This window comes from Micromonospora sp. NPDC049203, assembly GCF_043197215.1.
Lineage (GTDB): Bacteria > Actinomycetota > Actinomycetes > Mycobacteriales > Micromonosporaceae > Micromonospora.
Genome location: NZ_JBICSV010000002.1, coordinates 684035 through 706689 on the forward strand (window position 1 = coordinate 684035; position 22655 = coordinate 706689).

13 protein-coding genes are annotated in these 22655 nt (G+C 70.4%); 7 read left to right on the forward strand and 6 right to left on the reverse strand.

The genetic code is table 11. The features are described from left to right. The first annotated feature begins 182 nt into the window (after positions 1 to 182). From drmD to ACGFIA_RS07545, 4 genes are all read left to right on the forward strand, one after another. Complete coding sequence (drmD, locus tag ACGFIA_RS07530) at positions 183 to 3365, forward strand: DISARM system SNF2-like helicase DrmD (RefSeq protein ID WP_393259096.1); 3183 nt, start codon at positions 183 to 185, stop codon at positions 3363 to 3365. Continuing rightward, on the forward strand, positions 3365 to 7480 hold the full coding sequence (locus tag ACGFIA_RS07535) for an Eco57I restriction-modification methylase domain-containing protein (RefSeq protein WP_357477072.1): 4116 nt from the start codon (positions 3365 to 3367) through the stop codon (positions 7478 to 7480). The genes drmD and ACGFIA_RS07535 overlap by 1 nt, the downstream gene beginning before the upstream one ends. A gap of 51 nt (positions 7481 to 7531) precedes the next feature. Continuing rightward, positions 7532 to 8260 (forward strand): EcsC family protein, encoded by a 729-nt coding sequence (locus ACGFIA_RS07540; RefSeq protein WP_357477070.1) that lies wholly within the window; start codon positions 7532 to 7534, stop codon positions 8258 to 8260. A gap of 100 nt (positions 8261 to 8360) precedes the next feature. Continuing rightward, positions 8361 to 9425 (forward strand): restriction endonuclease, encoded by a 1065-nt coding sequence (locus ACGFIA_RS07545; RefSeq protein WP_357477067.1) that lies wholly within the window; start codon positions 8361 to 8363, stop codon positions 9423 to 9425. 166 nt (positions 9426 to 9591) lie between these two features. On the opposite strand, the gene ACGFIA_RS07550 is transcribed toward ACGFIA_RS07545, so the two are convergent. From ACGFIA_RS07550 to ACGFIA_RS07560, 3 genes are read right to left on the reverse strand one after another with little or no spacing between them, the layout of a single operon-like run. After that, the gene (locus tag ACGFIA_RS07550) at positions 9592 to 10512 is read right to left on the reverse strand and encodes a hypothetical protein (protein WP_357477064.1); all 921 of its coding nucleotides are present in this window, start codon (positions 10510 to 10512) and stop codon (positions 9592 to 9594) included. Positions 10513 to 10525: 13 nt separating this feature from the next. Further along, entirely contained in the window at positions 10526 to 11674 is a 1149-nt protein-coding gene (locus ACGFIA_RS07555) for a DUF3696 domain-containing protein (RefSeq protein ID WP_357477061.1), read from the reverse strand. Beyond that, the gene (locus tag ACGFIA_RS07560) at positions 11671 to 12843 is read right to left on the reverse strand and encodes a DUF262 domain-containing protein (RefSeq protein WP_357477058.1); all 1173 of its coding nucleotides are present in this window, start codon (positions 12841 to 12843) and stop codon (positions 11671 to 11673) included. The genes ACGFIA_RS07555 and ACGFIA_RS07560 overlap by 4 nt, the downstream gene beginning before the upstream one ends. Positions 12844 to 13000: 157 nt before the next feature. Between ACGFIA_RS07560 and drmA the strand changes: the two genes are divergently transcribed. The 3 genes from drmA to drmC are packed head-to-tail and all read left to right on the forward strand — an operon-like array spanning position 13001 to position 19196. After that, complete coding sequence (drmA, locus tag ACGFIA_RS07565) at positions 13001 to 16522, forward strand: DISARM system helicase DrmA (RefSeq protein ID WP_357477055.1); 3522 nt, start codon at positions 13001 to 13003, stop codon at positions 16520 to 16522. Beyond that, entirely contained in the window at positions 16519 to 18360 is a 1842-nt protein-coding gene (locus ACGFIA_RS07570) for a DUF1998 domain-containing protein (protein ID WP_357477053.1), read from the forward strand. The genes drmA and ACGFIA_RS07570 overlap by 4 nt, the downstream gene beginning before the upstream one ends. Then, positions 18357 to 19196 carry a DISARM system phospholipase D-like protein DrmC gene (drmC, locus tag ACGFIA_RS07575; protein ID WP_357477050.1) on the forward strand — a complete coding sequence of 280 codons (840 nt, stop codon included), beginning with the start codon at positions 18357 to 18359 and terminating at the stop codon, positions 19194 to 19196. The genes ACGFIA_RS07570 and drmC overlap by 4 nt, the downstream gene beginning before the upstream one ends. On the opposite strand, the gene ACGFIA_RS07580 is transcribed toward drmC, so the two are convergent. The 3 genes from ACGFIA_RS07580 to ACGFIA_RS07590 all read right to left on the reverse strand — a co-directional run bounded on the left by ACGFIA_RS07580 (position 19157) and on the right by ACGFIA_RS07590 (position 22653). Continuing rightward, positions 19157 to 19750: a nucleotidyltransferase family protein gene (locus ACGFIA_RS07580; protein WP_357472520.1), complete on the reverse strand. Its 594-nt coding sequence runs from the start codon at positions 19748 to 19750 to the stop codon at positions 19157 to 19159. The genes drmC and ACGFIA_RS07580 overlap by 40 nt on opposite strands. A 140-nt stretch (positions 19751 to 19890) precedes the next feature. Beyond that, positions 19891 to 21558: a bifunctional 3'-5' exonuclease/DNA polymerase gene (locus tag ACGFIA_RS07585; RefSeq protein ID WP_357472635.1), complete on the reverse strand. Its 1668-nt coding sequence runs from the start codon at positions 21556 to 21558 to the stop codon at positions 19891 to 19893. 138 nt (positions 21559 to 21696) lie between these two features. Further along, the gene (locus ACGFIA_RS07590) at positions 21697 to 22653 is read right to left on the reverse strand and encodes a carbohydrate ABC transporter permease (protein WP_357388077.1); all 957 of its coding nucleotides are present in this window, start codon (positions 22651 to 22653) and stop codon (positions 21697 to 21699) included. Between the last annotated feature and the right edge of the window lie 2 nt (positions 22654 to 22655).

The following is a 22655-nucleotide window of genomic DNA, read 5'->3' on the forward strand; positions in this document are numbered from 1 at the left end:
TCCCGACTGCCGGCCCCCTATCGACGTCTTTGTCCATCTGGACATCGAGCACCGGCGTCTCCGATGTGGAATGTCGTCTAACCTTCACGTCTGCGATCCGGGGTAGGCACTTCGCGATTCGCATGATCGGAACAGGCGGGACGGCCCGCAGGCTGAAGGAGCACACCGATGGTACGAGCCGGATGACCGTGGCGACCGACATCGGTGGGCCGCCGGTAGCCGGCCAACTCGTTACCGTCCGCAATCGTCGTTGGGTCGTCGCTGACGTGGCTCACAGCGACGTGGCCAGCAGCGATCCGCATGTCTTCACCGACCAGATCCCACACCTGGCCACCCTGGTCAGCATCGAGGACGACGCCCGCGACGAGGAGTTGCGGGTGATCTGGGAGCTGGAGCCGGGGCGGTTGGTGCATGACAGCGCGACGCTGCCGGATCCGCGACACGGATTCGATCCCCCTGGCCAGTTGGACGCGTTTCTCGACGCGGTGCGTTGGGGTGCCATCGCCTCCGCCGACCGGACCGCGCTTCAGGCGCCGTTCCGCTCCGGCATCGAGATCGAGGACTATCAGCTCGACCCAGTGGTCCGGGCGCTGTCGATGCCGCGGACCAACCTGCTGATCGCCGATGACGTCGGCCTCGGTAAGACGATCGAGGCCGGACTGGTGATGCAGGAGCTGATGCTGCGCCACCGTGCTCGTACGATGATGATCGTCTGCCCTGCCGGTCTGACCCGCCAGTGGCGTGACGAGATGCGCGACAAGTTCGGGCTCGACTTCCGCATCGTCGACGCGGCCCTGCTGCGCGAGCTACGCCGTACCCGCGGTCTCTACACCAATCCGTGGACGCACTACCCGCGGTTGATCGTGAGCGTCGACTGGCTCAAGCGGGATCGGCCCATGCGGCTGCTCCGCGAGGTGCTGCCGGTCACACCGCGCTATCCACGCGCGTTCGACCTGCTGGTGGTGGACGAGGTGCACACCTGTGCGCCGTCCGGCCGTGGCCGCTACGCGGTGGACTCGCAGCGCACAAAAGCCATTCGCGCGCTCGCTCCGCACTGCGAGCACCGGCTCTTCCTGTCCGCCACCCCGCACAACGGTTTCACCGAATCGTTCACCGCGCTGTTGGAGTTGCTCGACGACCGTCGGTTCGCCCGGGGCGTCAAGCCGACCGACGAACAGTTGGCGCGGGTGATGGTGCGTCGACTCAAGAGCGAGCTGCCGCCGAAGTGGGACGGCACCCCACGCTTCCCGGAGCGTCATCTCGACTACCTGGAGGTCGACTACTCCGCCCCGGAGCGACGCGCCCACGACCTGCTCAACCGCTACGCGGCGAGCCGCCGGGTGAACGCCGACAGCCGGGCCGGCGAGATCGCCGCCGACTTCGTCACCACCCTGCTCAAGCGGCGGCTCTTCTCGTCGCCGAAGGCGTTCGCCGAGACGGTCGACACCCATCTGGCGACGATGACCGCCAGGGCCGACGACGCCACCGGCGATCGGGAGCAGTCGGGCGGTGAGCGGGTCCTGCAACCGGTGATCGACCGGCTGGCCGAGACGGCCGATGACGACGACGCCTACGGCAACGCCGAAGCCGATGCCCTGACCACGGTCCGGCGCTACGCCGCGCCGCTGTCGGCCGAGGAGCGGGCAACCCTGGGCGAGCTGCGCACCTGGGCCCGAGCGGCGCAGGACCGGCCGGATGCCAAGCTCACCGCGCTGCGTCGTTGGCTGGACCCGATCGTGCGGCCCGACGGCGAGTGGCGGCCCGACCGGGTCATCATCTTCACCGAATACCGCGACACCCAGCGTTGGCTGCACGAACGGCTGCTCAGCGCCGGCTACCCGCCGGAGCGGATCGCCCTGCTGCACGGCGGCCAGGACCCGGACGAGCGCGAACACGTCAAGAACGTCTTCACCGAACACCCTGACCTCGACCCGGTCCGGATCCTGCTCGCGACCGACGCGGCCAGCGAGGGCATCAACCTGCAACGGCACTGCCATCGGCTGCTGCACTGGGAGATCCCGTGGAACCCGAACCGGCTGGAACAGCGCAACGGCCGGATCGACCGGCACGGCCAACGCGCCGGCCGGGTCGAGGTGCTGCACTTCGTGCCGACCGGCTGGCAGCAGATCGACTACGCCAACGGTTCGCTGGAGGACGAGTTGGCGTTTCTCCGGCTGGCGGTGGAGAAGGTCGAGGCGATCCGCACGGATCTGGGCAGCGCCGGTGAGGTGATCGCCACCCAGATCGAGCAGAAGATGACCGGCAAGCAGACGGACTGGAAGGTGACCGACGTCGAGATCGACCGGCGGGCCAGCCGGGCGCGGCTGCGGGTCGAACGTGACCTGGCCCGGGATCTGCAACGACTCGTCGACACGCTGAAGGGCAGTCGCGCGGAACTCAACCTCATCCCCGCCACCGTGGAACGCGTGGTTCGCACCGGGCTGCGGCTGGCTCACCGCCGGGACCTGATCGACGCGCCGACTCCGAGCGGCGTGCCGGGCCCCTGGTTCCGGTTGCCCGAGCTGCCCGGCGCCTGGTCCGCAGCCCGCAACGACGGGCTCCTGCACCCGGTGACCGGTCGGGAACGGCCGGTCACCTTCGATCCGGACGCGGTGGTGGGGCGCACCGACGTCGTGTTGCTGCACCTCGGGCACCGGCTGGTGCAGATGTGCCTCCGGCTGCTCCGAGCCGAGCTGTGGGCACAGGCCCGGGGCGACGCCGGCGCCGGTCGCGCGAGACTCAGCCGGGTCACGGCCCGAGTGGTGCCCGGGGACCTGCTCCGCACTCCGGCACTGGTGGCGCACGGCCGGGTGGTGATCACCGGCGCGGAGGGCACCCGGCTGCACGAGGAGATCGTCACCGCCGGCGGGCCGATCGAGGGCGGGAAGCTGACCCGGGTCCGACAGGAGGAGTTGGCGGCCCTGCTCGCCGCCGCCACCGACCAGGTTCCCGCCGAGCAGGTCCGGCAGAGCCTGATCGAGCTGTGGCCAGCCCTGAGCAAGGCACTCGGTCGGGCCCTCGCCACCCGCGCCGACCAGCGGGCACGCAGCCTGCACGGACTGCTCGCCCGGCGCTGCGCGGAGGAGGTCACCGCCGTCGACGCGGTCCTGACCGAGTTGGAGACCTCGATCCGCGGCAAGCTCGCCGACGAGCCGCACTGGGAGCAGCCCACCCTGTTCGCCGTCGAGCGGGAACAGTTGCACACCGACCGGGAGGCGCTGCGGGCGCGGTTGCGCGCCATTCCGGCGCAACGCGAGCGGGAGGGCGACGCGCTGCGCCGCCGATACGCCGACCCGACGGCCCGGTGGTTCCCCGCCGCCGTCACCTTCCTGGTCCCCGCCTCCCTGGCCCGAGGTGCCCGCTGATGCCCGCCGTCCCCCGCCAGTCCCGAGGCTCCTCCCGCCGGGCCGGCGCCGCGACCGGCCGTCCGTTCCGGCCGCCCGCGCAGCGCGTCGACGAACAGCACGCCGAGTGGCTGGGGCTGCTACGCCCGGAAGGCCCGTTCCTGACGGTGCCGGTGCTCGTCGAGGCGCTGCCGCACGGATTGGACACGGTGCCGGACGACGTACGGGATCGGGTCCGCCGGGGTTGGGCGGAGGTGCAGGACGCCCCGGACCTGCTCGGCCCGGCCTGGATCGAGTTGATCCTCGGTGAGCTGCTGCGCTACCCGGGGTCCGCCCGGTCCCACAGCGCGGTGGAGGCCGAGGCCGGTCCCCGGCCGGACGTGGTGTTGTCCGGTCCGCAGCCCGGCGGAGGTCGGGCCGCTCGGCTGCATGTGCACCGGCTACCGTTCGGCACCTCCCTCACCGTCGCCCGTGGGGGCCGGGCGGCCCCGGTCGAGCACGCCGCGCAGATCTGCCGGGACACCGCCGTGCCGCTGGCGTTGGTCACCAACGGGCAGCACTGGGCATTGGTGCACGCCCGCCGGGGCGAGGCTACCGGGGTGGGTGTCTTCGACGCCGACCTGTGGCTGGAGGAGCCCACGCTGTTGCGCGCGTTCGCCACCCTGCTCACCGCCTCCCGGGTGCTGACCCCGCCGACCGGTGTCGACGGCCGACCGTCGACCAGCCTCGCCGGGTTGTTGGCCCACAGCGCCGAGGCGCTCACCCAGGTCACCACCACGCTGGGCGACCAGGTCCGTCGGGCGGTGGAGTTGTTCGTCGGCGAGTTGGCCCGGCTGGACCGGGAGTCCGGGGGGGCGCTGCTCGGCAAGGTCAGCGACCGGGAGATCTACCAGGGCTCGCTGACCGTACTCATGCGCCTGGTCTTTCTGCTCTATGCCGAGGAGCAGCGGCTGCTGCCGGTGGTCGATCCGCTGTACGCGCAGGCGTACGCTGCTGCCACGCTGCACGGCCAGCTCGGCGCCCTGCGGGATCTGCACGGCGACGAGGTCGGCGACCGGCGGACGGCGGCCTGGCCCCGGCTGCTCGCGCTCTTCAGCGCGGTGCACGACGGCTGCGAGCACCCGGACCTGCGCATCCCCGCGCACGGGGGGTCACTGTTCGATCCGGACCGGTTCGCCTGGTTGGCGGGCGCGGCGGTCACCGATCGCGTGGTGCACGAGATGTTGGACGCCCTGCTGGTGCTCCGGCACCGGGGCAGGGCGGCCGAGCAGCTCAGCTACTCCAGTCTCGGCGTCGAGCAGCTCGGCCACGTCTACGAGGGCCTGTTGGAGTTCTCCTGCGCGCGGGTGGGGGAACCGTACGTCGGTCTGCTCGGCAGGCACGAGCCGGAGGTGCCGCTGGCCGAGCTCGAGGCCGCCGCCGCCGGGGGTGAGTCGGAGCTGGGTGTCTGGCTGGTCACCCGATGCGGCCTCACCGCCCGGCAGGTGGCGAAGGCCCGCGCCGCGACGCCCGCGCCGCACCAGCTCGCCGCGCTGCACGCGGCCTGCGACAACGACGACGACCTGGCCCGACGGGTACGCCCCTGGTGGGGCCTCCTCCGCGCCGACCTCCGGAACCTGCCCACCGTCTTCCCCACCGGCTCGGTGCTGTTCACCCAGTTCGGCGACCGGCGGGCCACCGGCACCCACTACACGCCGCGGGAGCTGGCCGAGGAGGTCGTGGCGCACACGCTCGCGCCGCTCTGCTTCTCCCCCGGCCCGGCGCAGGGCGTCACTGACGAGGCGCGGTGGGAGCCGAAGCCGGCCGAGGACGTGCTGCGGCTGAAGGTGCTCGACCCGGCGATGGGTTCCGGGGCCTTCCTGGTGGCGGCGTGCCGCTATCTGGCCGAGGTTGTGGTGCGGGCGTGGCGGCGCGACGGGCTGCCCGCCGAGTTGTCCGACCTCGCCAACGGCAACCCGGACCGGGAGGATCTGCTGCTCACGGCCCGTCGACTGGTCGCCGCCCGCTGCCTCTACGGAGTGGACCGCGACGACATGGCGGTGGAGCTGGCGAAGCTGTCGTTGTGGCTGGTGACCCTGGCCAAGGGGAAGCCGTTCGGTTTCCTCGACCACGCGTTGCGGTGCGGGGACTCGCTGGTCGGGATCACCTCGCTGGACCAGCTCACCGCCTTCCACCTGGACCCGGAGACGGGCCGTTTCCAGCACAGCCGCCTCTTCGGTGACCTCGTCGACCGGCTGCATCACACGGTCGGTGAGATGACCGGACTGCGTGAGTCGATCGGCGCGTCCGTGGTCGAGGACGTCCGCGACGCCGCCGACAAGGAAGCCGCGCTCACCGAGGTCGAACATCTCGGCCGGGTCCTGCGACTGGCCGCCGACGCGGTGGTCGGCGCCGCGCTCTCCACCGCCGTCCGGCCCCAGCGTCGCCCGTGGGATCCGGCCGACGACGAGGACGACCCGGAACGGAAGTACGACGACCGCCTGCTCCGGATCAGCGACGACGTGCACCGCCTGCTCGGCGGGGCGGACGACCCGGAGTTGGCGCAGCGCCTCGTCATCACCGTTGACGGATGGTTGCGCGGCTCCCGGCCGGAGCCGATCCGCCCGCTGCACTGGCCGCTGGAGTTTCCCGAGGTGGTGAACCGCGCCGGTTTCGACGCCGTCATCGGCAACCCGCCGTTCGTCGGTGGCCAGCGCCTCACCGGGGCGATCGGGCCGGACGTACGCGAATACCTGGTCGAGCGGGTCGGCCGGGGTCGGCGGGGCAGCGCCGACCTGTGCTCGTACTTCCTGCTGCGCAGTCTCAGCGTCACCAGCGGGGGCCGGGTCGGCATCATCGCCACCAACACGATCGCTCAGGGCGACACCCGGGAGGTCGGCCTGGACCAACTGGTCGACATGGGCTGGACGGTGTACCGGGCGAACAAGTCGCAGCCGTGGCCCGGCACCGCCGCGCTGGAGGTGTCGCTGCTCTGGGTCGGTCACGTCGCCGAGGGCGAGCAGCCGGTCCTCGACGGCCGCCCGGTCTCTGGCATCACGCCGTCGCTGGACGCCCGGTCCCGGGTCACCGGCAAGCCGTATCGCCTGGCGGCCAACGCCGACCAGTCCTACATCGGTTCCTATGTCCTGGGCACCGGCTTCCTGCTCGAGCCGGAGCAGGCGCAGGAGCTGATCGCCAGGGACCCGCGCAATGCGGACGTGCTCTTCCCTTATCTCAACGGCGAGGACCTGAACGGCCGCCCCGACTGCTCGGCCCGCCGCTGGGTCATCAACTTCCACAACTGGTCACTCGAACGGGCCCAGGAATATCCCGACTGCTTCGCCATCGTCGAACACAAGGTCAAGCCGGAGCGGCTAGGCAACAAGTACAGCGTCAACGCTCGGGAGCGCTGGTGGCAGTATGAGCGGCGCCGACCCGAACTCTACTCAGCGGTCGAAGGGCTCGATCGCGTGCTGGTGATCGCGCTGGTCAGCAGAACCGGACTGCCCGTGTTCGTTCCGACTGGGCAGGTTTTATCCCACAAGCTCGGCGTCTTCGTCTCGGCGCAGCCGGCGAGCCTCACCCTCCTGTCCAGCAGCTTTCACAGCTCGTGGGCCTGGAAGAACTCATCGACGATGAAGGCCGACCTCAACTACTCGCCTTCGGATGTCTATGAAACCTTTCCCCAGCCGGAGTCGACCGAGCGGATGGAGCGGGTCGGGGCGGAGTTGGACTCGTATCGGCGGTCGGTGATGCTGGAACGGAAGTTGGGGCTGACGAAGCTCTACAACCTGGTGCATGACGATCAGGAGACCAGCGCGGACATCCGCCGCCTGCGGGAGATCCACGTCGAAGTCGACGAGGCGGTGGCCGAGGCGTACCGGTTTGGCCCCGCGCTCGAGCACGGGTTTCACCAGACCCGCCAGGGCATCCGGTTCACCATCGACCCGGACGCCCAGGTCGACGCGCTTGACCTGCTGCTCGAACTCAATCATGAGCGTCATCGGGAGGAAGAACGTACCGGGCCGCGTGCCGGCACAGCGCGTAAGTCGCCGAAGCGAGCCAAGCCCATTCCACGGCCTCGCTCGGAAGACGCTGCCTCGGCCGAACCTCTGCTGCTCGACGGTCTCTTCGCTCCCCCGAACGCGCTCTTCTGATCGTTGAGAGCGATCCGCGACAACCGGTATCCGATGTCGGAAGGTGAACTGATGGCCGCGAACGAGCCCGACGCGGGCGAGCAGGATGAGGGTGTCTCAAATGCCGTGGTTCGCTTCTTCCAGGACACGACCGTGAAGGTCATCCGAGATGGGGTCGGCCCGATCACCGGGTCGATTCCCTATGCGGAGGCCCGCCTCAGCAAGGCCAGGCCGGAGGAAGGCAGCCAGGTCGTCGATGCCGGCGACGGGCCACTGCGTGACCACGCGAGCGAGGCGGCGATCGAACGGGTGATCGATCGGCTCATCATGGAGTCGGTGGCTACGGCCTCGACGAACGGGTTCGTCACCGGTCTGGGCGGTTTCATGACCATGCCCCTGACGCTTCCCGCGAACATCGCCGGATCACTGGTGATCAACGCGCGACTCGTCGGCTCGATCGCCTACCTTCGCGGCTACGACATCTCGGACCCGCACGTCCAGACGTTCATTACGCTCACGACGGCGGGCGGGACGCTGGCGAGCACGCTGCACGGGGTGGGCGTCAAGGTCGGCACGAAGCTGACCGCGCAAATGATCAAGGCGATTCCGATCGCCGTCATTCGGAAGGTCAACGAGCGGGTCGGCTTCATGCTCCTCGCCAAGTACGGGACGCAGCGTTCGGCCATCACCCTGGCCAAGGGCATCCCGCTCGCGGGGGGTCTCGTCGGAGCCGGGGTGGATGCCGCCCTCACCGCCCTGGTCGGTCGCGCGGCCAAGGCCAACTTCCCGGCCGCCATCTGACGCGTCCGACTCGGTCAGCCGGATATGGTCTTGCCGCCCGCGTGGAAACACCGGCCTGTTCTGCGTGCCGGACGCGCTGCCCTGACGAGGAGGAGTATCGGTGACACCACGGGTTTGGCTGGTGCGAGCGGGCCGCCATGGCGAGCGCGCGGGTTGGGCCCTCGACAATCAGGTTGCCGGAGGCGGATTCCGAGAGGTTGACGACCTGACGCAGGCGACCACCCGGGATGCCGTGGCGAAACGCGTCCGGGCCGGCTTCCCTGAGGCAAAACCGAACCTGGTGGCGAACTACACCGGGCAGCTCTGGGCGCTGCGCGAGCGCATCGCGGTGGGCGACATCGTGGTGATGCCGATGAAGACGTCGGGGCAGATCGCCCTCGGCAAGGTGGTAGACGGCTATCGGCATCTGACCGATCCAGACCCGGAACGGCGCCACGTTCGGCCGGTGCACTGGTTGCGTACCGATGTTCCCCGGACCGCGATCAAACAGGATCTGCTCTACACGTTGGGCGCGTTCCTCACTATTTGCGAGGTGAGCCGCAACGACGGCGCGTGGCGGATGGCCCAGGTGTTGAAATCGGGCCATGATCCCGGGGCGCGACCTGCCGTTGGCGCGTCGGCAGCAGCCGCTTCGGATGTGCCACAGGCGGGCGACGTGGAGGCCGATGCCTCACCGGCTGTCGATGTCGAACGCTACGCGCGCGATCGCATCACCAGCACGGTGATCGAGCACTATGCCGGGCACAAGCTCGAGCATCTCGTCGCTGCCGTGCTGCGAGCGGAGGGTTTCTCGTGCACAGTCACGAAGGCATCCGGCGACGGGGGCGTAGACGTCTTCGCCGGTCGCGGGCCGTTCGGCCTGGACAGCCCTCGACTAGTGGTGCAGGTCAAGAGCGACGCCAACCCGGTCGGCGTTGACGTGGTGCAGAAACTCCAGGGCGCGTTGAGCAGCCACGGCGCGGATCAGGCGTTGCTGGTGGCCTGGGGCGGTCTCAACGGGCATGCTCGCGCACTGCTGATCAACCAGCACTTTCGCATCCGAGTGTGGGACGCCGACGACCTCATCGACGCCGTCTGCCGGAACTACCTCCGGCTTCCGGACGAGCTTCGTGCGGAGCTGCCCCTCAAGCAGGTCTGGGTGCTGGTCGAGGAGGAGACGCCCTAACGCCCCTGTTCGGTCTTGAGGCCGGTCAGCGAGCGGGCCCACGAGTAGCCGTCGAAGGCGAGCGCCGGACCGGCGCGGCCCGCGGTGTCGCCGACGTCCGCCCACGCCGCCGGTGATCCGCACCTCGATCCGGCAGCGGCGTCCCGGCCCCGGCCGAGCAGGCGGCCTAAACCCGCTTGGCCCCGATGTACGCCACCACGAGCTGCTGTCGTGACCGGTCGATCCGGAAGTGCAGCCGCCCCGCGCCCGGCGTGAACCGCGCGTGCCAGTCGAAGAGTTGGCTGGTGCCGTCGGTGTCCTCGAAATGGCAGAGCGCCTTGCGCGTGTCACTCTCCGGCGTCACCTTGCTCCGCCACTGCGGAGCGGAGTCCAGGGTCGGCGTCCAGGCGGCGGTGGCGAGTTCGAGTTCGGCGAGCCGCTCCTTGACCGGGTGCAGCCAGGCAGGTGTCAGCCGGCGCAGGTCGTGAGCGACGCGGGGCAGGAACCGGAGGTGCGGGAAGATGTCGTCGCGTGCGTTCCACAGCTCGACTCCGGTGTGGATGCGGGTCAACTCCGAGTCGCAGAGCCACTGTCGATGCTGCTCGACGTGCTCAGAGCGTGCGGCGTGCCGGATGTCCACGTCGGTGCGGGTGACCTCGACAGTGCCCGCATCATCCTCGGCGAGGCCGTGTTGACTCAGCTTGAGCCGCGTCTTCTCCCACGATTCCGCCAGGGACAGGCTGACCGCCAGCCCACCCACCTGATACGCGGTGCCCAGGCCCTCCGCCGGTCGCCCATCGTGGAGGTATTCCGTTCCGTCGCGCAGATCTGCCGGCGCCACATCCCGGAACGGGGCGCGCTGGCGCAGGCCAAGCAGGTAGCGCAGCCAATCGCGGTTGCGCCCGTCGCCCGCCCACTCGCGGACCGAGTAGTCGTCGCCGAGGTTGAGGTCGAAGAATGCGCGTTCGGTCACCAAAGCCACGTCGGTGCGGTGCTCCCGAACCTTTCGCAGCAGCCGCACCAGACCTCGCAGTGAATCTGAGATCTCCTCGCGTCGCGCCTTGGTTTCCCGGTAGGAAAGCTCGTTCAGCACCAACAGCAAGGGCAAGATTCACTCCTCGTCAGTCGAGTAGACGATCGAGCGCCCTATCCCATTCGTCGAAGAAACCCCTGGGCCAATGCGACAGCATGCCGTCGGGCTCAATCTCGGGAGAGCTGACCTCGATCTCACCGTCGTCGTTCCGGTCGAAATAATGCAGCGCCACGCGATCCGGCGTCAACACCCGCTCCTTAACGGCGAGTCGCAGTCCGTTGAGCACATGGTCACTGTGGCTCTCGATTATCAACTGCGCCCCCGCCGCGACGGCGCGACACGCGAGCCGGGCCGCCATCGTCTGTCCACGGGGATGCAGGTGCGCCTCCGGGTTCTCCAACATGACCAGCCGACCCGGAGCCGCCGACAGGCAGGCCACGATGATCGGCAGCGCATACGTGAGCCCGAAGCCCACATTGGTGGGGCGGTAGCGGATGTTGGACGAGGAGATGCCCGCCGTGCCACCGAACCCAAAGCTCAGCCGCACCATGTCGGTGCCACGCAGGTCTTCCGCCCTCAGGTCGACGCCGGGGCAGATCTCCCGTAGCCACGCCTCGGTCTGGTCCAGCAGGCCGGTCGACTTCCCGGCCGGATGACGTAGTTCCGATGCGACCCGGTCCTCCTGGCGGGCCCGCAGGAAGTTCACCGTATGCTCGCCCCGGACACCGAGAAAGCCCCGGCGGACCGCCATCTCGTACGACTTCGGGTAGGTCACCGCGGGCACGATCCGGTCGGCTCGCAGGTATTGGAAGCCCGGCCCGAACAGGCCGGCCCGTTCCGGTGGCCACGGCAGGTCGGAGGCGTTCGACTCCTGCGGCACGGTGAGCAGATCGGCCTCGCGGTCCTCGGCCGTCCGGTATTCGGCCCGCCAGACGCTCTCGACGCCATCGATCGTCGCGGCGACCGAGATGAAGATGCGGCCTCCGTGCGTGCCGTCGGCGTAGTTCTCATGCAGCACGTCCTGCCCGACGCCCAACTCCACGAGCTCGCCGTTGAGAAGGAGGCCACCTCGGTGGTCGAGCACACCCGCGTCGTACGACTGGCGCAGCAACGCCAACGCCTGCATGGTGGTGCTCTTCCCGGCCGCGTTCACGCCGCCGAGTAGCGTCAGCGGCGCGAGCGGGAGATCCATGTGCCGGAACGCCTTGAAGTTCTCCAGCCGTACCCGATCGATCATCGGCCCATCACCGACTCGAAGACCTCCCGGATGATCCCGAAGCGCATGCGCACCTTGCCCGGGTCACCGGTGCCCTGGGAGATGGCTCCCTGGAAGTCGACGTCGGACATCAGGCCGATGAACTCGTCCTCCACTCGCTGGCGTCGATCCATGAGAATCGCCATTCCGGGCCCACCGAGTTCGGCCAGGTTGACCGAGATCGTCTCGAACAACGCCTTGTTGATCGGCATGCGACGGCCACCGCCGGAACGGTCGCGCTTGCGGAAGGCGTACGGGCCGAAGATCCCCTTTGCCGCACCCATCGCCATGCCGAACTCCGTCCAGAGCCGGTCGACCTGGCTGGCGGGAAGCGTGTTCAACGTGCCCATCGACTCCCGCAGGAAGCGGTCGAAGTCATCGTGGTCGTAGTCGTACGGGCTGGTCAACCGGAAGGCGATGAATCGGAGGATCATCTCCCGGTCGACCATGCGCTCGCTGCGTACGCTGTCGCGGGTAGCGGACCGGAAGAAGGCCGACTCGGCCCAGTCGCGGAGGATCTCACGGCCCTTGCCCGGAATCAGGGCGTGCCGCAGCTCCTGCCGTGAGAGCGGCAGACCCCCGGTGTTGATGCGGGCGAAGATGTTGAACTTGACCTCATCCGGCGTGCCCCGCCGGATGAGGTGGACGATGAGTTCGGTCTCCCGCAGCCGGGTCTGCAACCGTCCGGGCAGCTCGTCGAACGTCCTGCCGTCGTACTCCGCGCCCAGGTATTCGAGGTTGACCAGGCGCAACGGGTCGCGGCCGATCGCCTTCGGCTCGATGAACTCCGCGATCGTCGTGAGGCGCTGGATCCCGTCGACCATGGCCCACGCCTCGTCCTCGCCCTCCGCCGCATAGAAGGTGGGCAGTGGGATCCGCAGCAGCAGCGACTCGATCAACCGGCTCTTGGCCATCGCCTTCCAGATGCCGGCCTGACGCTGAAAGTCGGGTTGCAGATCGACACGGCCGGTGCGGATGCGGGACAACAGCAGGTCGACGGTGGTGTTCCGGGTCACCACGTCGATCCGTTCGGGGTCGAACGGCGTGTGGATGGTGTCGATCGACTGATCCGCCCGGGCGTCCTGCGCGTCGTCGAACTCGATGCCGGTCGCTCGGCCGAGCGAATCCAACTCCTCGAGGATCTCTGTCACCTGCTCGGAAATCTCGCCACCTCGATTCGCCTCGGAGCCCTGTCCTGCGGGAACACCGCTTCCACGACCCGCAGTAGCCTAACGGATTCCGCGCACCCCGCCGCGGTGCGCCAGCGGGCCTTTTTCCCTGTCGCATCCAGAGGCTACGGTCACCGACATGACTGGGCAGAACGTGCTCGCCGTACCGGATGAGCGGGTGATCCGCGACGAGTTGCAGCGGCTGGTCCTGGCCGATCTGCTCGGGCCGCTCGACGACCCGGCGGAGCAGTTCCCGACCCGGAAGGAAAGCCCGCTCGACCGTTACGTGCTCGGCCGGCTGGCCCCCAACGGTCAGTCGATCGATCCGGCCACTCAGGACGGCGTCGCCGACGCGACCCCGTCCGATCTGGTGGAGGGGGGCACTGAGCCGGCCGCGCCGAGCGTGCCGAGTCTGGCCCCGTCCGCATTCGGCTTCACCGCCACGGTCCCGGCGGCGGTCACCGAGCTACGGGTGACCGCTGCCTGGGGCTGCTACGAGAGAGGCCCCTCCGACCGGGAGGAACATGCCGGTGGCCAGGTGTGGCGACGGCTCCAGCGGCGCGGCACTGTCCCGGTGCACCTGCGCGAAGGGCTGATCGAGCCGTTGTCCGTCGACCCGGCGCAGCCGAAGGTCGTCGTACGAGGCCGGGCCCGGCGTCTCGACGGAGTCTGGTTGGTCTCCCTGTTCCTGGTCAACGCGGAGGACTGCAAGTCGCCGCGGGATGCGGCGCGCTGGATCTTCCAGGTGGAGCTGAGCGTGACCGGCCCCGAGCCGGGCCTGCCCGTCTTCGTGCCCCGGCCCGACCAGGTCGCCGGTGGCGACGCCGCCGACCAGGCGGAGCGACGCCGGTCGGCGATGGCCTACCGGTTCCACCCGGAGTTCGCGGTGGGACACGGCACGGCCGTCCGGGCCGAGCCGGCACCCGCCGATCCCCTGCGAGCGATCAAGATCTGCACCGCGACGGTCCCCACGCACGAACTGCCCTTCACCGACGTACCGGACAGCTCGCGGGACGCGGACCTGCCCGAGCTGGCCGACCTGGAGCTGGACATGAAGCGGCTCGCCGAGCTGGCCGAGGCAGGCCCGGCCGGGGCGTTGACCGCGGCGTTGCGGCCCCTCGTCACCGGTTACCGGGCCTGGATCGACCGGAACGAGGCGAGCGCCGGTGATCCGCCGCGCCGGCTCGGTGCCTACCCGGACCAGGTGCGGGAGGCGCTCCGCGACGCCCGCGAGGCGGCCGACCGGATCACCGCCGGCATCGACCTGCTCACGGTCGACCCGACGGCTCGCACGGCGTTCGGCTTCGCCAACCGGGCGATGTACCTACAACGTGTGCACACCATCGCCGCCGCTTACCGCCGGGACGAGCCGCAGCTCTCGCTGGCGCAGGCGGTCGATGCCGCCGACCAGCCGGAAAACCACCGCTGGCGTCCGTTCCAGCTCGCCTTCCTGCTGATCAACCTGCCGGCGCTCGCCGACCCGCGGCACCCGGAGCGCGGCGACGACATCGACCGTGCCGTCACCGACCTGCTGTGGTTCCCCACCGGTGGCGGCAAGACCGAGGCATACCTCGGCCTCACCGCCTTCACGATCGGGGTACGCCGCCGGCAACCGGACTACAACGGCTTCACCGGCGGAGCCGGGCTCGCCGTGCTGATGCGCTATACCCTGCGCCTGCTCACCATCCAGCAGTTCGAGCGCGCCGCCACCCTGATCTGTGCGGCGGAAACCCTTCGTCGCGCCGATCCGCGGTCCTGGGGTGAGACGCCGATCCGGATCGGGCTGTGGGTCGGCGGCCGGGTCACGCCCAACCGCACCCAGGACGCGAAGGACTGGCTGACCGACCGACGACGACGCCGCCCGAGCCGGGGGGTCGGGTCACCGCACCAGCTCACCAGTTGTCCGTGGTGCGGCACCAGGATCGACCCGGGCAAGGACATCGACGTGGATCGCGACTTCTGGCGCACCCTCGTGTTCTGCCCCGACACGGAGTGCCCGTTCAGCACCGTGGGTGGCTGCCTGTCCCCCAGCGGGGCGCTGTCGCCCGAGGACGAACGCGGGCTGCCGGTGCTCCTGGTCGACGAGGAGATCTACCGCCACCCGCCGGCGCTGCTGATCGCCACCGTGGACAAGTTCGCGCAGTTGCCGTGGAAGGGCGAGACCGCTGCCCTCTTCGGCCAGGTCGGCAAGCGTTGCACGCAGCACGGCTACCTCACCGAGGATCTGCGGTCCACCGACTGGGAGCGCAAGCCGCACAGGCCCGGCAGCCGGGTCGTCACCTGCGCGCGGATGCGTCCACCTGACCTGATCATCCAGGACGAGCTGCACCTGATCTCCGGGCCGCTCGGCTCCCTCGTCGGGCTCTACGAGACGGCGGTGGACCGGCTGGCGAGCTGGGAGCCGCAGCCGGGGCACCTGTCCCGGCCCAAGGTCATCGCTTCGACCGCGACCGTGCGGCGCGCGCAGCAGCAGATCGGGGCGCTGTTCAACAGGCGCACACGGGTGTTTCCACCGCCTGGAGTGGATGCCGGGGACAGCTTCTTCGCCCGGCAACGCGAGACCGAAGAACACCCGGGTCGCCGGTACGTCGGCATCTGCGCGCACGGCAATCGACTGCGGTCCACCCTGATCCGGGTGTACGTCTCGGTGCTCGGTGCGGCGCAGAAACTCCACGAGACGTACGGCCGCAACCCGGTGACCGATCCCTACATGACCCTGGTCGGCTACTTCAACAGCTTGCGAGACCTCGGCGGGATGCGGCGCGTGATCGAGGACGACGTGTCGAGCCGTCTCATCCGTGCCGACGAGCGTGGGCTCGCTCGCCGCTACGACCCCTACTTGGAGGAGCTGACCTCCCGAATGCCCTCGGACGCGATCCGGCCGCTGCTGGACCGGCTCGCGGTGCGTTTCACCGGCGCTCGCGGCAAGAACACGCCTCGACCGATCGACGTGCTCCTGGCCACCAGCATGATCTCCGTCGGCGTCGACATCGACCGGCTCGGTGTGATGGTGGTGGCCAACCAGCCGAAGTCCGCGGCGGAGTACATCCAGGCGACGAGCCGGGTCGGCCGCCGCGCGCCGGGGCTGGTCTTCACCGTCTACAACTGGGCCCGTCCCCGCGACCTGTCACACTACGAACGGTTCGACCACTTCCATGCCACCGTCTACCGGCAGGTCGAAGCGCTGTCGGTGACCCCGTTCGCCGAGCGGGCCATCGATCGCGGGCTGACCGGGGTGCTGATGGCGCTGGTCCGCGGCCTGGAGCCCGCCTACAACGGCAACCTCCGGGCCGCCGACTTCGAGCGGCACGGCCAACTCGCCGACCACGTCGTACGGTTCCTCAAGCGCCGCAGTGAGGTGGCCGCCGACAACACGGTCCGCCAGCGGGTAGAGGACGAGTTGGAGGCCCGCCTCGACATCTGGGCGCGGGAGCGGAGCCGGCCCGCCCGGCGGCTGGCCTACGACCGACCCCACCACAGCGACGACGTCGCCGGCCTGTTGCACCGCCCGGAGGAGGGCGTCTGGGAACAGATGACCTGCCCCACCTCGCTGCGGGACGTGGAACCAGCCATCCAGCTCCAACTGCAACGTGGTGCCGTCGGTGACGAACCACCACCGTTCGTGCCGCCCGTTGCCGGCGGACCGGGGGTGCCGTCATGAGCCGAGGCCAGCCGAGCAGCCTGCGGGTGGGTGCGCTCCGCCCCAACCAACTCCTGCACACGTACGGCGTCGGCTCGGTCGCCGACCTACCCAGCCTGTCGGTGCTGACACTCGGGTTGACGCACTGGGATCTCACGCACTCGGCGCCGGTGGTCGAGGATCGGCTGCTGACCGCGATCCGGCGCAGACTCGGCAATCAGGTGGAGAGTCTCCGGCTGCCGCCGCACCTGCCGGAGACCTCCGACCCGTTCGCCGACTGGACGCGGGTGGGCGTGCCGGTGACGCTCTTCCCCACCTGGCTGCGCTGCTCGGACACCCGCTGCAACCGTCTGGCCGCTGTGGACTCCGGGCTGTTCGACCTTCACCCGTCGCCCGCCCAACCTGACAAGAATCGTTACGTGCACGGCTGCCGGGGCAACGGCGCCTCCCGGCCCACCGCCGTGCCGGCCCGCTTCGTACTCGCCTGCGACAACGGTCATCTGGACGACTTTCCGTGGTCGTACGTCGCGCATGGGGGTTTCGACCCCGGGCCCGGTCACTCGCTCACGCTCGCTGAACGCGGCAGCACCGGTGAAGCGTCGAACATCTTCATCGCCTGTGAGTGCGGCGTGTCCCGACCCATGTCCGTGGCGATCGGCCTGCCGGCCGAGCGGACCCTCCCCGCCTGCCGAGGGCGCCATCCGCACCTCGGCACGTATGAGCCCTGCACCGCCACCGCGCGGACGCTCGCCCTCGGCGCCACCAACAGTTGGTTCGCCATGCATCTGCCGGTGTTCAGCATCCCCCGCGCCGAGCATCCGGTCGATCAGGTGGTCGCCGATCTGTGGCCGACGCTGCATGTGCTCGCGGGCCTGGACGCCGCCACCGCCAAGGCGATCCTGCCGACGCAGAGTTGCTGGCCGAAGCTGAAGCCCTACGGAGTCGAGCGGGTCTGGCCGGCGATCCAGCGTCGCGCCACGAACGGGCCCGCCGACGACACCGGGGACGACGACACCGACCTGCGTGCGCCCGAGTGGCGGGCCTTCACCTCGGGCACTCCCGTCGAGCTGCCCGACTTCACCATCCGACCGGAGCCGGTGCCGCTCCCGCACCGGGACTGGCTTCGGGAAGTGGTCCTCGCACCCCGCCTCCGGGAGGTAGCCGCGCTGTACGGCTTCACCCGGATCGACGCCCCCGAGTGGGACGTGCTGGACACCCCCGACCGGCGACGGGCGCCGCTGACCGTCGGCCGGCCGACCTGGCTGCCCTGCGCGGAGATGCGCGGAGAGGGGATCTTCCTGCGGCTGGCCGAGGAACGGGTCGCCGAGTGGGAGCACCGTCCGCAGGTCAAGCAACGCGAGCAGTTCCTGGCCCGCGCACATGACCACTGGCGACGGCAGCGTGGGCTGGACCCGTCGCCGCATCCCGGCCCCCGGTACGTCCTGCTGCACACCTTCGCCCATGTGCTGATCCGTGAACTCGCCCTGGAATGCGGTTACAACGCCGCCGGCATCGGCGAACGCATCTACCCCGGGTCCGCCGAGGAACCGGCCGCCGGCGTGCTGCTGTACACCTCGGCGCCAGACAGTGAAGGCACCCTCGGCGGCCTGGTCTCCCTCGGGCGGCAGGACCGGCTGGGATCGCTCATCGAACGGGCCCTGGAAGCCGCTCGGCTGTGCAGCTCGGACCCGCTCTGCGCGGAACACGACCCGACCGTGCACGCGCGCCTGTCCGGCGCGGCCTGCCACGCCTGTCTCTTCGCGGCCGAAACCTCCTGCGAGCGAGGTAACCACTACCTCGACCGCACCTTGCTGGTCGACACCCTGACCGACCCCGGCTCCGGGTTCTTCGTCCCATGAGCCACCAGCGGTTCGCCGAGGTGCTCGCGGACATCGCCGCCGGCCTTCCCGCCGGCCATATCACCGCCTGGGCAAGCGTGTTGCGGCAGGCGGCGGCCCGCGACAGCAACGTGGTGGCCGATCTCATCGACGCACGTGCGGGTTTCTCCATCGCCGCACCCGCGGAACGACTGGCCAGCGCCTGGCGACACGAGGCACCCGATCTTCCCGGTTCCGCCGTCGCGCTCGCGCTCCGCAGCGCCGCAGTCCTGCACCAGCGCACCGACGCGCAGCGGACCGAGTTGGCCGTCAGCGGCCCGACCAGCGCGTCCGTGCCCGTACGGCTCACCAGTTCGGTGGTCGTGGAAGTCATCCGTGCCGCCCGGGCCAGACTGCTGGTGGCGAGCTTCGCCGCGTACGGGGTGGCGGAGGTGATCGCGGAACTGCGCTCGGCAGTCGAACGGGGCGTCCGCATCGATCTGATGCTGGAGAGCTCGGCCGAGGACGGTGGCGCGTTGCGTGGCTCAACCGGGGCCGCAGCCACCTTCGCCGCGCTCCGCCACCGGGCGGTCTTCTGGCACTGGCCGGCCGCGCGACGGCCCACCACGGGAAGCTCCCGTGCCGCGCTGCACGCCAAGTTCGTCGCCGCCGACGACACGGTCGCGTTGATCAGTAGCGCCAACCTCACCGACCGGGCACTGACCCACAACGTCGAGGTGGGCGTGGTGCTCCGCGACCCGGAGGTGGTGCGACGACTCGTCGCGCATTTCCGAGCCCTCTGCGATCCCCGGGTCGGCCCGCTGGAACGGCTTCCGGATCACGCCCCGACGCGCTGCTCGGGGATGGACAGGCCGTAGAGCGCCATCAGCTCCGGGCTGTCGATCCGGCTGCCGTCGGCCACCGAGTCGCAGGCGATGTCGACGATCTGGTCCTTGTGCGCCAGCAGGTACGGCCGTGCGCCGACATCGGCGCTGGCCAGGGTGGCGATGCCGGACCAGTGCCGGCGGCCGAACAGCATCGGGTAGCCGCGCAACCCGTCGTAGGTGGCGCAGACCAGCACGTCCGGGTACGGCAGCGCGGTCACCCGGCGGACCGCCGCAGCGGTGAGCCCGGGCATGTCCACCGGCACCACGACCACCGCCTCGATGTCGTCGTCGGTGAGCGCGGCGAGCCCGGCCCGGATCGAGGAACCGACCCCGGTGCCCCAGGCGCGGTTGACCACGACCGTGGCGCCGCTCAGGTCGGTGGTCTGCCGTACCTGCTCGGCCGCCGCGCCCAGCACCACCACGACCTGCGCGCAGCCCGCCTCGGCCAGCGTGTCGACCATTCGGCTGACCAGTGGCTTCTCGCCCTGGTGCAGCAGCGCTTCAGGTCCGCCGATGCGGCGGCCGCCACCGGCGGCGATGATCATTGCAGCGATCCGGTTCAGCGGTGCCCCCTCGATCAGGGGACGGACCGGGCACAGCCGCCCGGTCCGTCCCGTCGTACGCACACCGGGCCCAACGAGCGCGGCCGGAGGCGGGTAGCGGGGCAAAACGGAAAATTGTGTGACTATGCCGCGTCCGCGTAGCAATCGACAGTGGACAGGTCCAGCGGGAACCGGACCGGGGTGTCACCGAACAGCAGCCGGGTCGCCCGCGCGCCGGCGGCGCTGACCGCCTCGGCGACGGCCGCCGCCTGCCCGGCCGGGCAGTGCACAAGCACCTCGTCGTGCTGGAAGAAGACCAGCTCCGCCTCAGTGCCGGCCAGCTCGGTGCGCAGCGTGGCGAGCAGCGTGGAGGCCCACTCGGCGGCGGTGGCCTGGATGACGAAGTTGCGGGTGAAGCGCCCCCGCGAGCGGGCCGCCCGGGCCGACGGGCTGTGCGGATCGGCCCCGCCGTCCGGCATCGCCTCCTCCCCCTCGGCGAACCCGGCCGACCCGGGCGGGCAGGTACGCCCCAGCCAGGACCGGACCAGGCCGCCCGCCTCACCGGTGCGCGCCGCCGCCTCGACGTAGCCGAACGCGGTCGGATAGCTCTTCCGCAGCACCGCCAGCGCGGGCAGAGCCGTCCCGCCGGTCTGCCCGTACATCGCCCCGAGCAGGGCCACCTTGGCCTTCGCCCGGTCACCGCCGAACGAGTCCCGGGCCAGCGCCGCGTACAGGTCACCGGCGCCACCGGCCGCCGCCAGCCGCTCGTCGCCGGAGACCGCCGCGAGCACGCGCGGTTCGAGCTGGCCCGCGTCGGCCACCACGAACGTCCAGCCCGGATCCGCCACCACCGCCCGCCGGATCACCTTCGGGATCTGCAATGCCCCGCCGCCCCGGGTCGCCCACCGGCCGGAGACCACGCCGCCCGGCACGTACTCGGGGTGGAACCGGCCGCCGGACACCCAGGCGTCGCGCCAGGCCCAGCCGTGCGCCGTCCAGATCCGGTACAGCTCCTTGTATTCCAGGACCAGCGGGGCCGCCGGGTGCTCCACCCCGCGCAGCACCCAGGCGCGCGTGTTCGGCAGGTCCACGCCCGCGCGGGCGAACGCCCGCAACAGCTCCGCGGGCGAGTCGGCGTGCACCTGGCGTACGCCGAACGCGTCGGCGATGCGGGCCTGCAACTCGGCCAGCCGGCGCGGCGGCCCACCGACCGGGGACGGCTCACCTAGCAGGCCGGCCAGGATCGCGTCGTGCACGTCGGCACGCCACGGCAGCCCGGCCGCGCCCATCTCGGCGGCCACCAGCGCGCCCGCCGACTCGGCGGCCACCAGCAACCGGAACCGGCCGGGGTGGGTGGTCGCGGCGATCCGGGCGAGCTGGTCGGCGTACACCCTCGTCAACGCCGTGATGCCCGGACCGGGCGGGCCGGACGGTGGCTCGAAGAGCGTGGCCTGGGCGTGGCCCGGCGGCTCGGGCGGGCGGGGCGCCGGGTCCGGTGGGACCGGCGCGCCGGTGACCCGGGCCCAGGCGGCCGGCAGCGCGCGCGGCTCGCCCCACCGGCCCGCGTGCCCGAGCAGCAGCGCCTCGGTCAGCTCGACGTCGTGGCAGCGGTCGAGCCGCACCCCGGCGCGCAGCAGCGCCGGGTAGACGCCGGCCCAGGCGGCCCACAGCCAGCGGGGGTGGCCGGCCGCCTCGCGGGCGGCCACCGCGGCGGCCAGGTCGGCGACCTCCTCGGCCGCGCCGGCCGGGCGGCCGTCGGCGTGCAGCGGTTGCAGCAGGCCGCCACCCCGCTCGTCCGCCACCACCGCCATCAGCACGAACGCATTCTGCCCCCTCCCCCCGACACGCTCCGCGTGGAAGGAAGGGCCCCCTCTTAACGCCTGCGGTAGAGGAAGGGCCCCTTGTTAACGCCGAGCGTTAACAAGGGGCCCTTCCTTGCACCCGGAGGGTTACTTGCCGACGCCGGCGGTGAGGCCGGACTGCACCTGGCGCTGGAAGACGATGTACACGATCAGCACCGGCAGCATCGCCATTGTCACGCCGGCGAACAGGCCGGACCAGTCGGACTTGTAGCCCTGGTTGACCGACAGCTCGATCAGCCCCTGGGCGATCACCTGGTTCTTCGGCTCGCCGGAGACGGACTGCATGAGCAGCGTCGGCAGGTACCACTGGTTCCACTGGCCGAGCACGTTGAAGATGCCGATGCTGATCAGGCCCGGCTTGGCCATCGGCAGCATCACGCTGAAGAACGTCCGGGTGTGCGAGGCCCCGTCGACCTGGGCCGCCTCGGCGATCGAGTCGGGCAGCGTCCGGAAGAACGAGTGCATGAAGAAGATCGTGAACGACAGCGACCAGGCCACGTAGACCAGGATCAGCATGAGGTGCTTGTTCGGGCCGAGCAGCGGGAGGCTGACCCCGGTGTTGTAGACGCCCTTGAACAGCGGCACCGCTGCCAGATAGATCGGCAGCGTCAGACCGGACAGGAACATCCAGTAGATCAGCCGGTTGCCGCGGAACTCGAAGCGCGCCAGCGCGTACGCGGCCATCGAGCCGAGCAGCATCGTCAACGTCACGCTGAACACGAGCACGAGCAGCGTGTTGAGGAAGAAGCTGTCGATCCCGGCGGTCCAGGCGCGGGCGAAGTTGTCCCACTGCAACGCGTCGGGGATCAGCGACAACGGCTCGCGGATCACCTCGGAGTCGGTCTTGAGCGCCGACATCACCACCCACAGCAGCGGGTAGACCACCATGATCGCCCAGACCGCGAGGAACAGGTGCGAGAAGCCGTTGAAGATCCGGCCGCCGAAGCCGTTGCCGACGTCCTTCGCGCGCCGGTCCGCGGGTGGCCGGTCCGGCGGTGCCGTGTCGGACCGGGCCGGACCGGAGGTGTGGGTCACCGTGCTCATCG

Excerpts from the sequence above, each read along its gene's own strand:
- ACGFIA_RS07585 (WP_357472635.1), bottom strand. The coding sequence starts at position 21,558 with ATGGCGGTGGTGGCGGACGAGCGGGGTGGCGGCCTGCTGCAACCGCTG.
- ACGFIA_RS07580 (WP_357472520.1), bottom strand. The coding sequence starts at position 19,750 with ATGATCATCGCCGCCGGTGGCGGCCGCCGCATCGGCGGACCTGAAGCG.
- ACGFIA_RS07590 (WP_357388077.1), bottom strand. The coding sequence starts at position 22,653 with ATGAGCACGGTGACCCACACCTCCGGTCCGGCCCGGTCCGACACGGCA.
- ACGFIA_RS07570 (WP_357477053.1), top strand. The coding sequence starts at position 16,519 with ATGAGCCGAGGCCAGCCGAGCAGCCTGCGGGTGGGTGCGCTCCGCCCC.
- drmD (WP_393259096.1), top strand. The coding sequence starts at position 183 with ATGACCGTGGCGACCGACATCGGTGGGCCGCCGGTAGCCGGCCAACTC.
- drmC (WP_357477050.1), top strand. The coding sequence starts at position 18,357 with ATGAGCCACCAGCGGTTCGCCGAGGTGCTCGCGGACATCGCCGCCGGC.
- ACGFIA_RS07540 (WP_357477070.1), top strand. The coding sequence starts at position 7,532 with ATGGCCGCGAACGAGCCCGACGCGGGCGAGCAGGATGAGGGTGTCTCA.
- ACGFIA_RS07555 (WP_357477061.1), bottom strand. The coding sequence starts at position 11,674 with ATGATCGATCGGGTACGGCTGGAGAACTTCAAGGCGTTCCGGCACATG.
- ACGFIA_RS07535 (WP_357477072.1), top strand. The coding sequence starts at position 3,365 with ATGCCCGCCGTCCCCCGCCAGTCCCGAGGCTCCTCCCGCCGGGCCGGC.
- drmA (WP_357477055.1), top strand. The coding sequence starts at position 13,001 with ATGACTGGGCAGAACGTGCTCGCCGTACCGGATGAGCGGGTGATCCGC.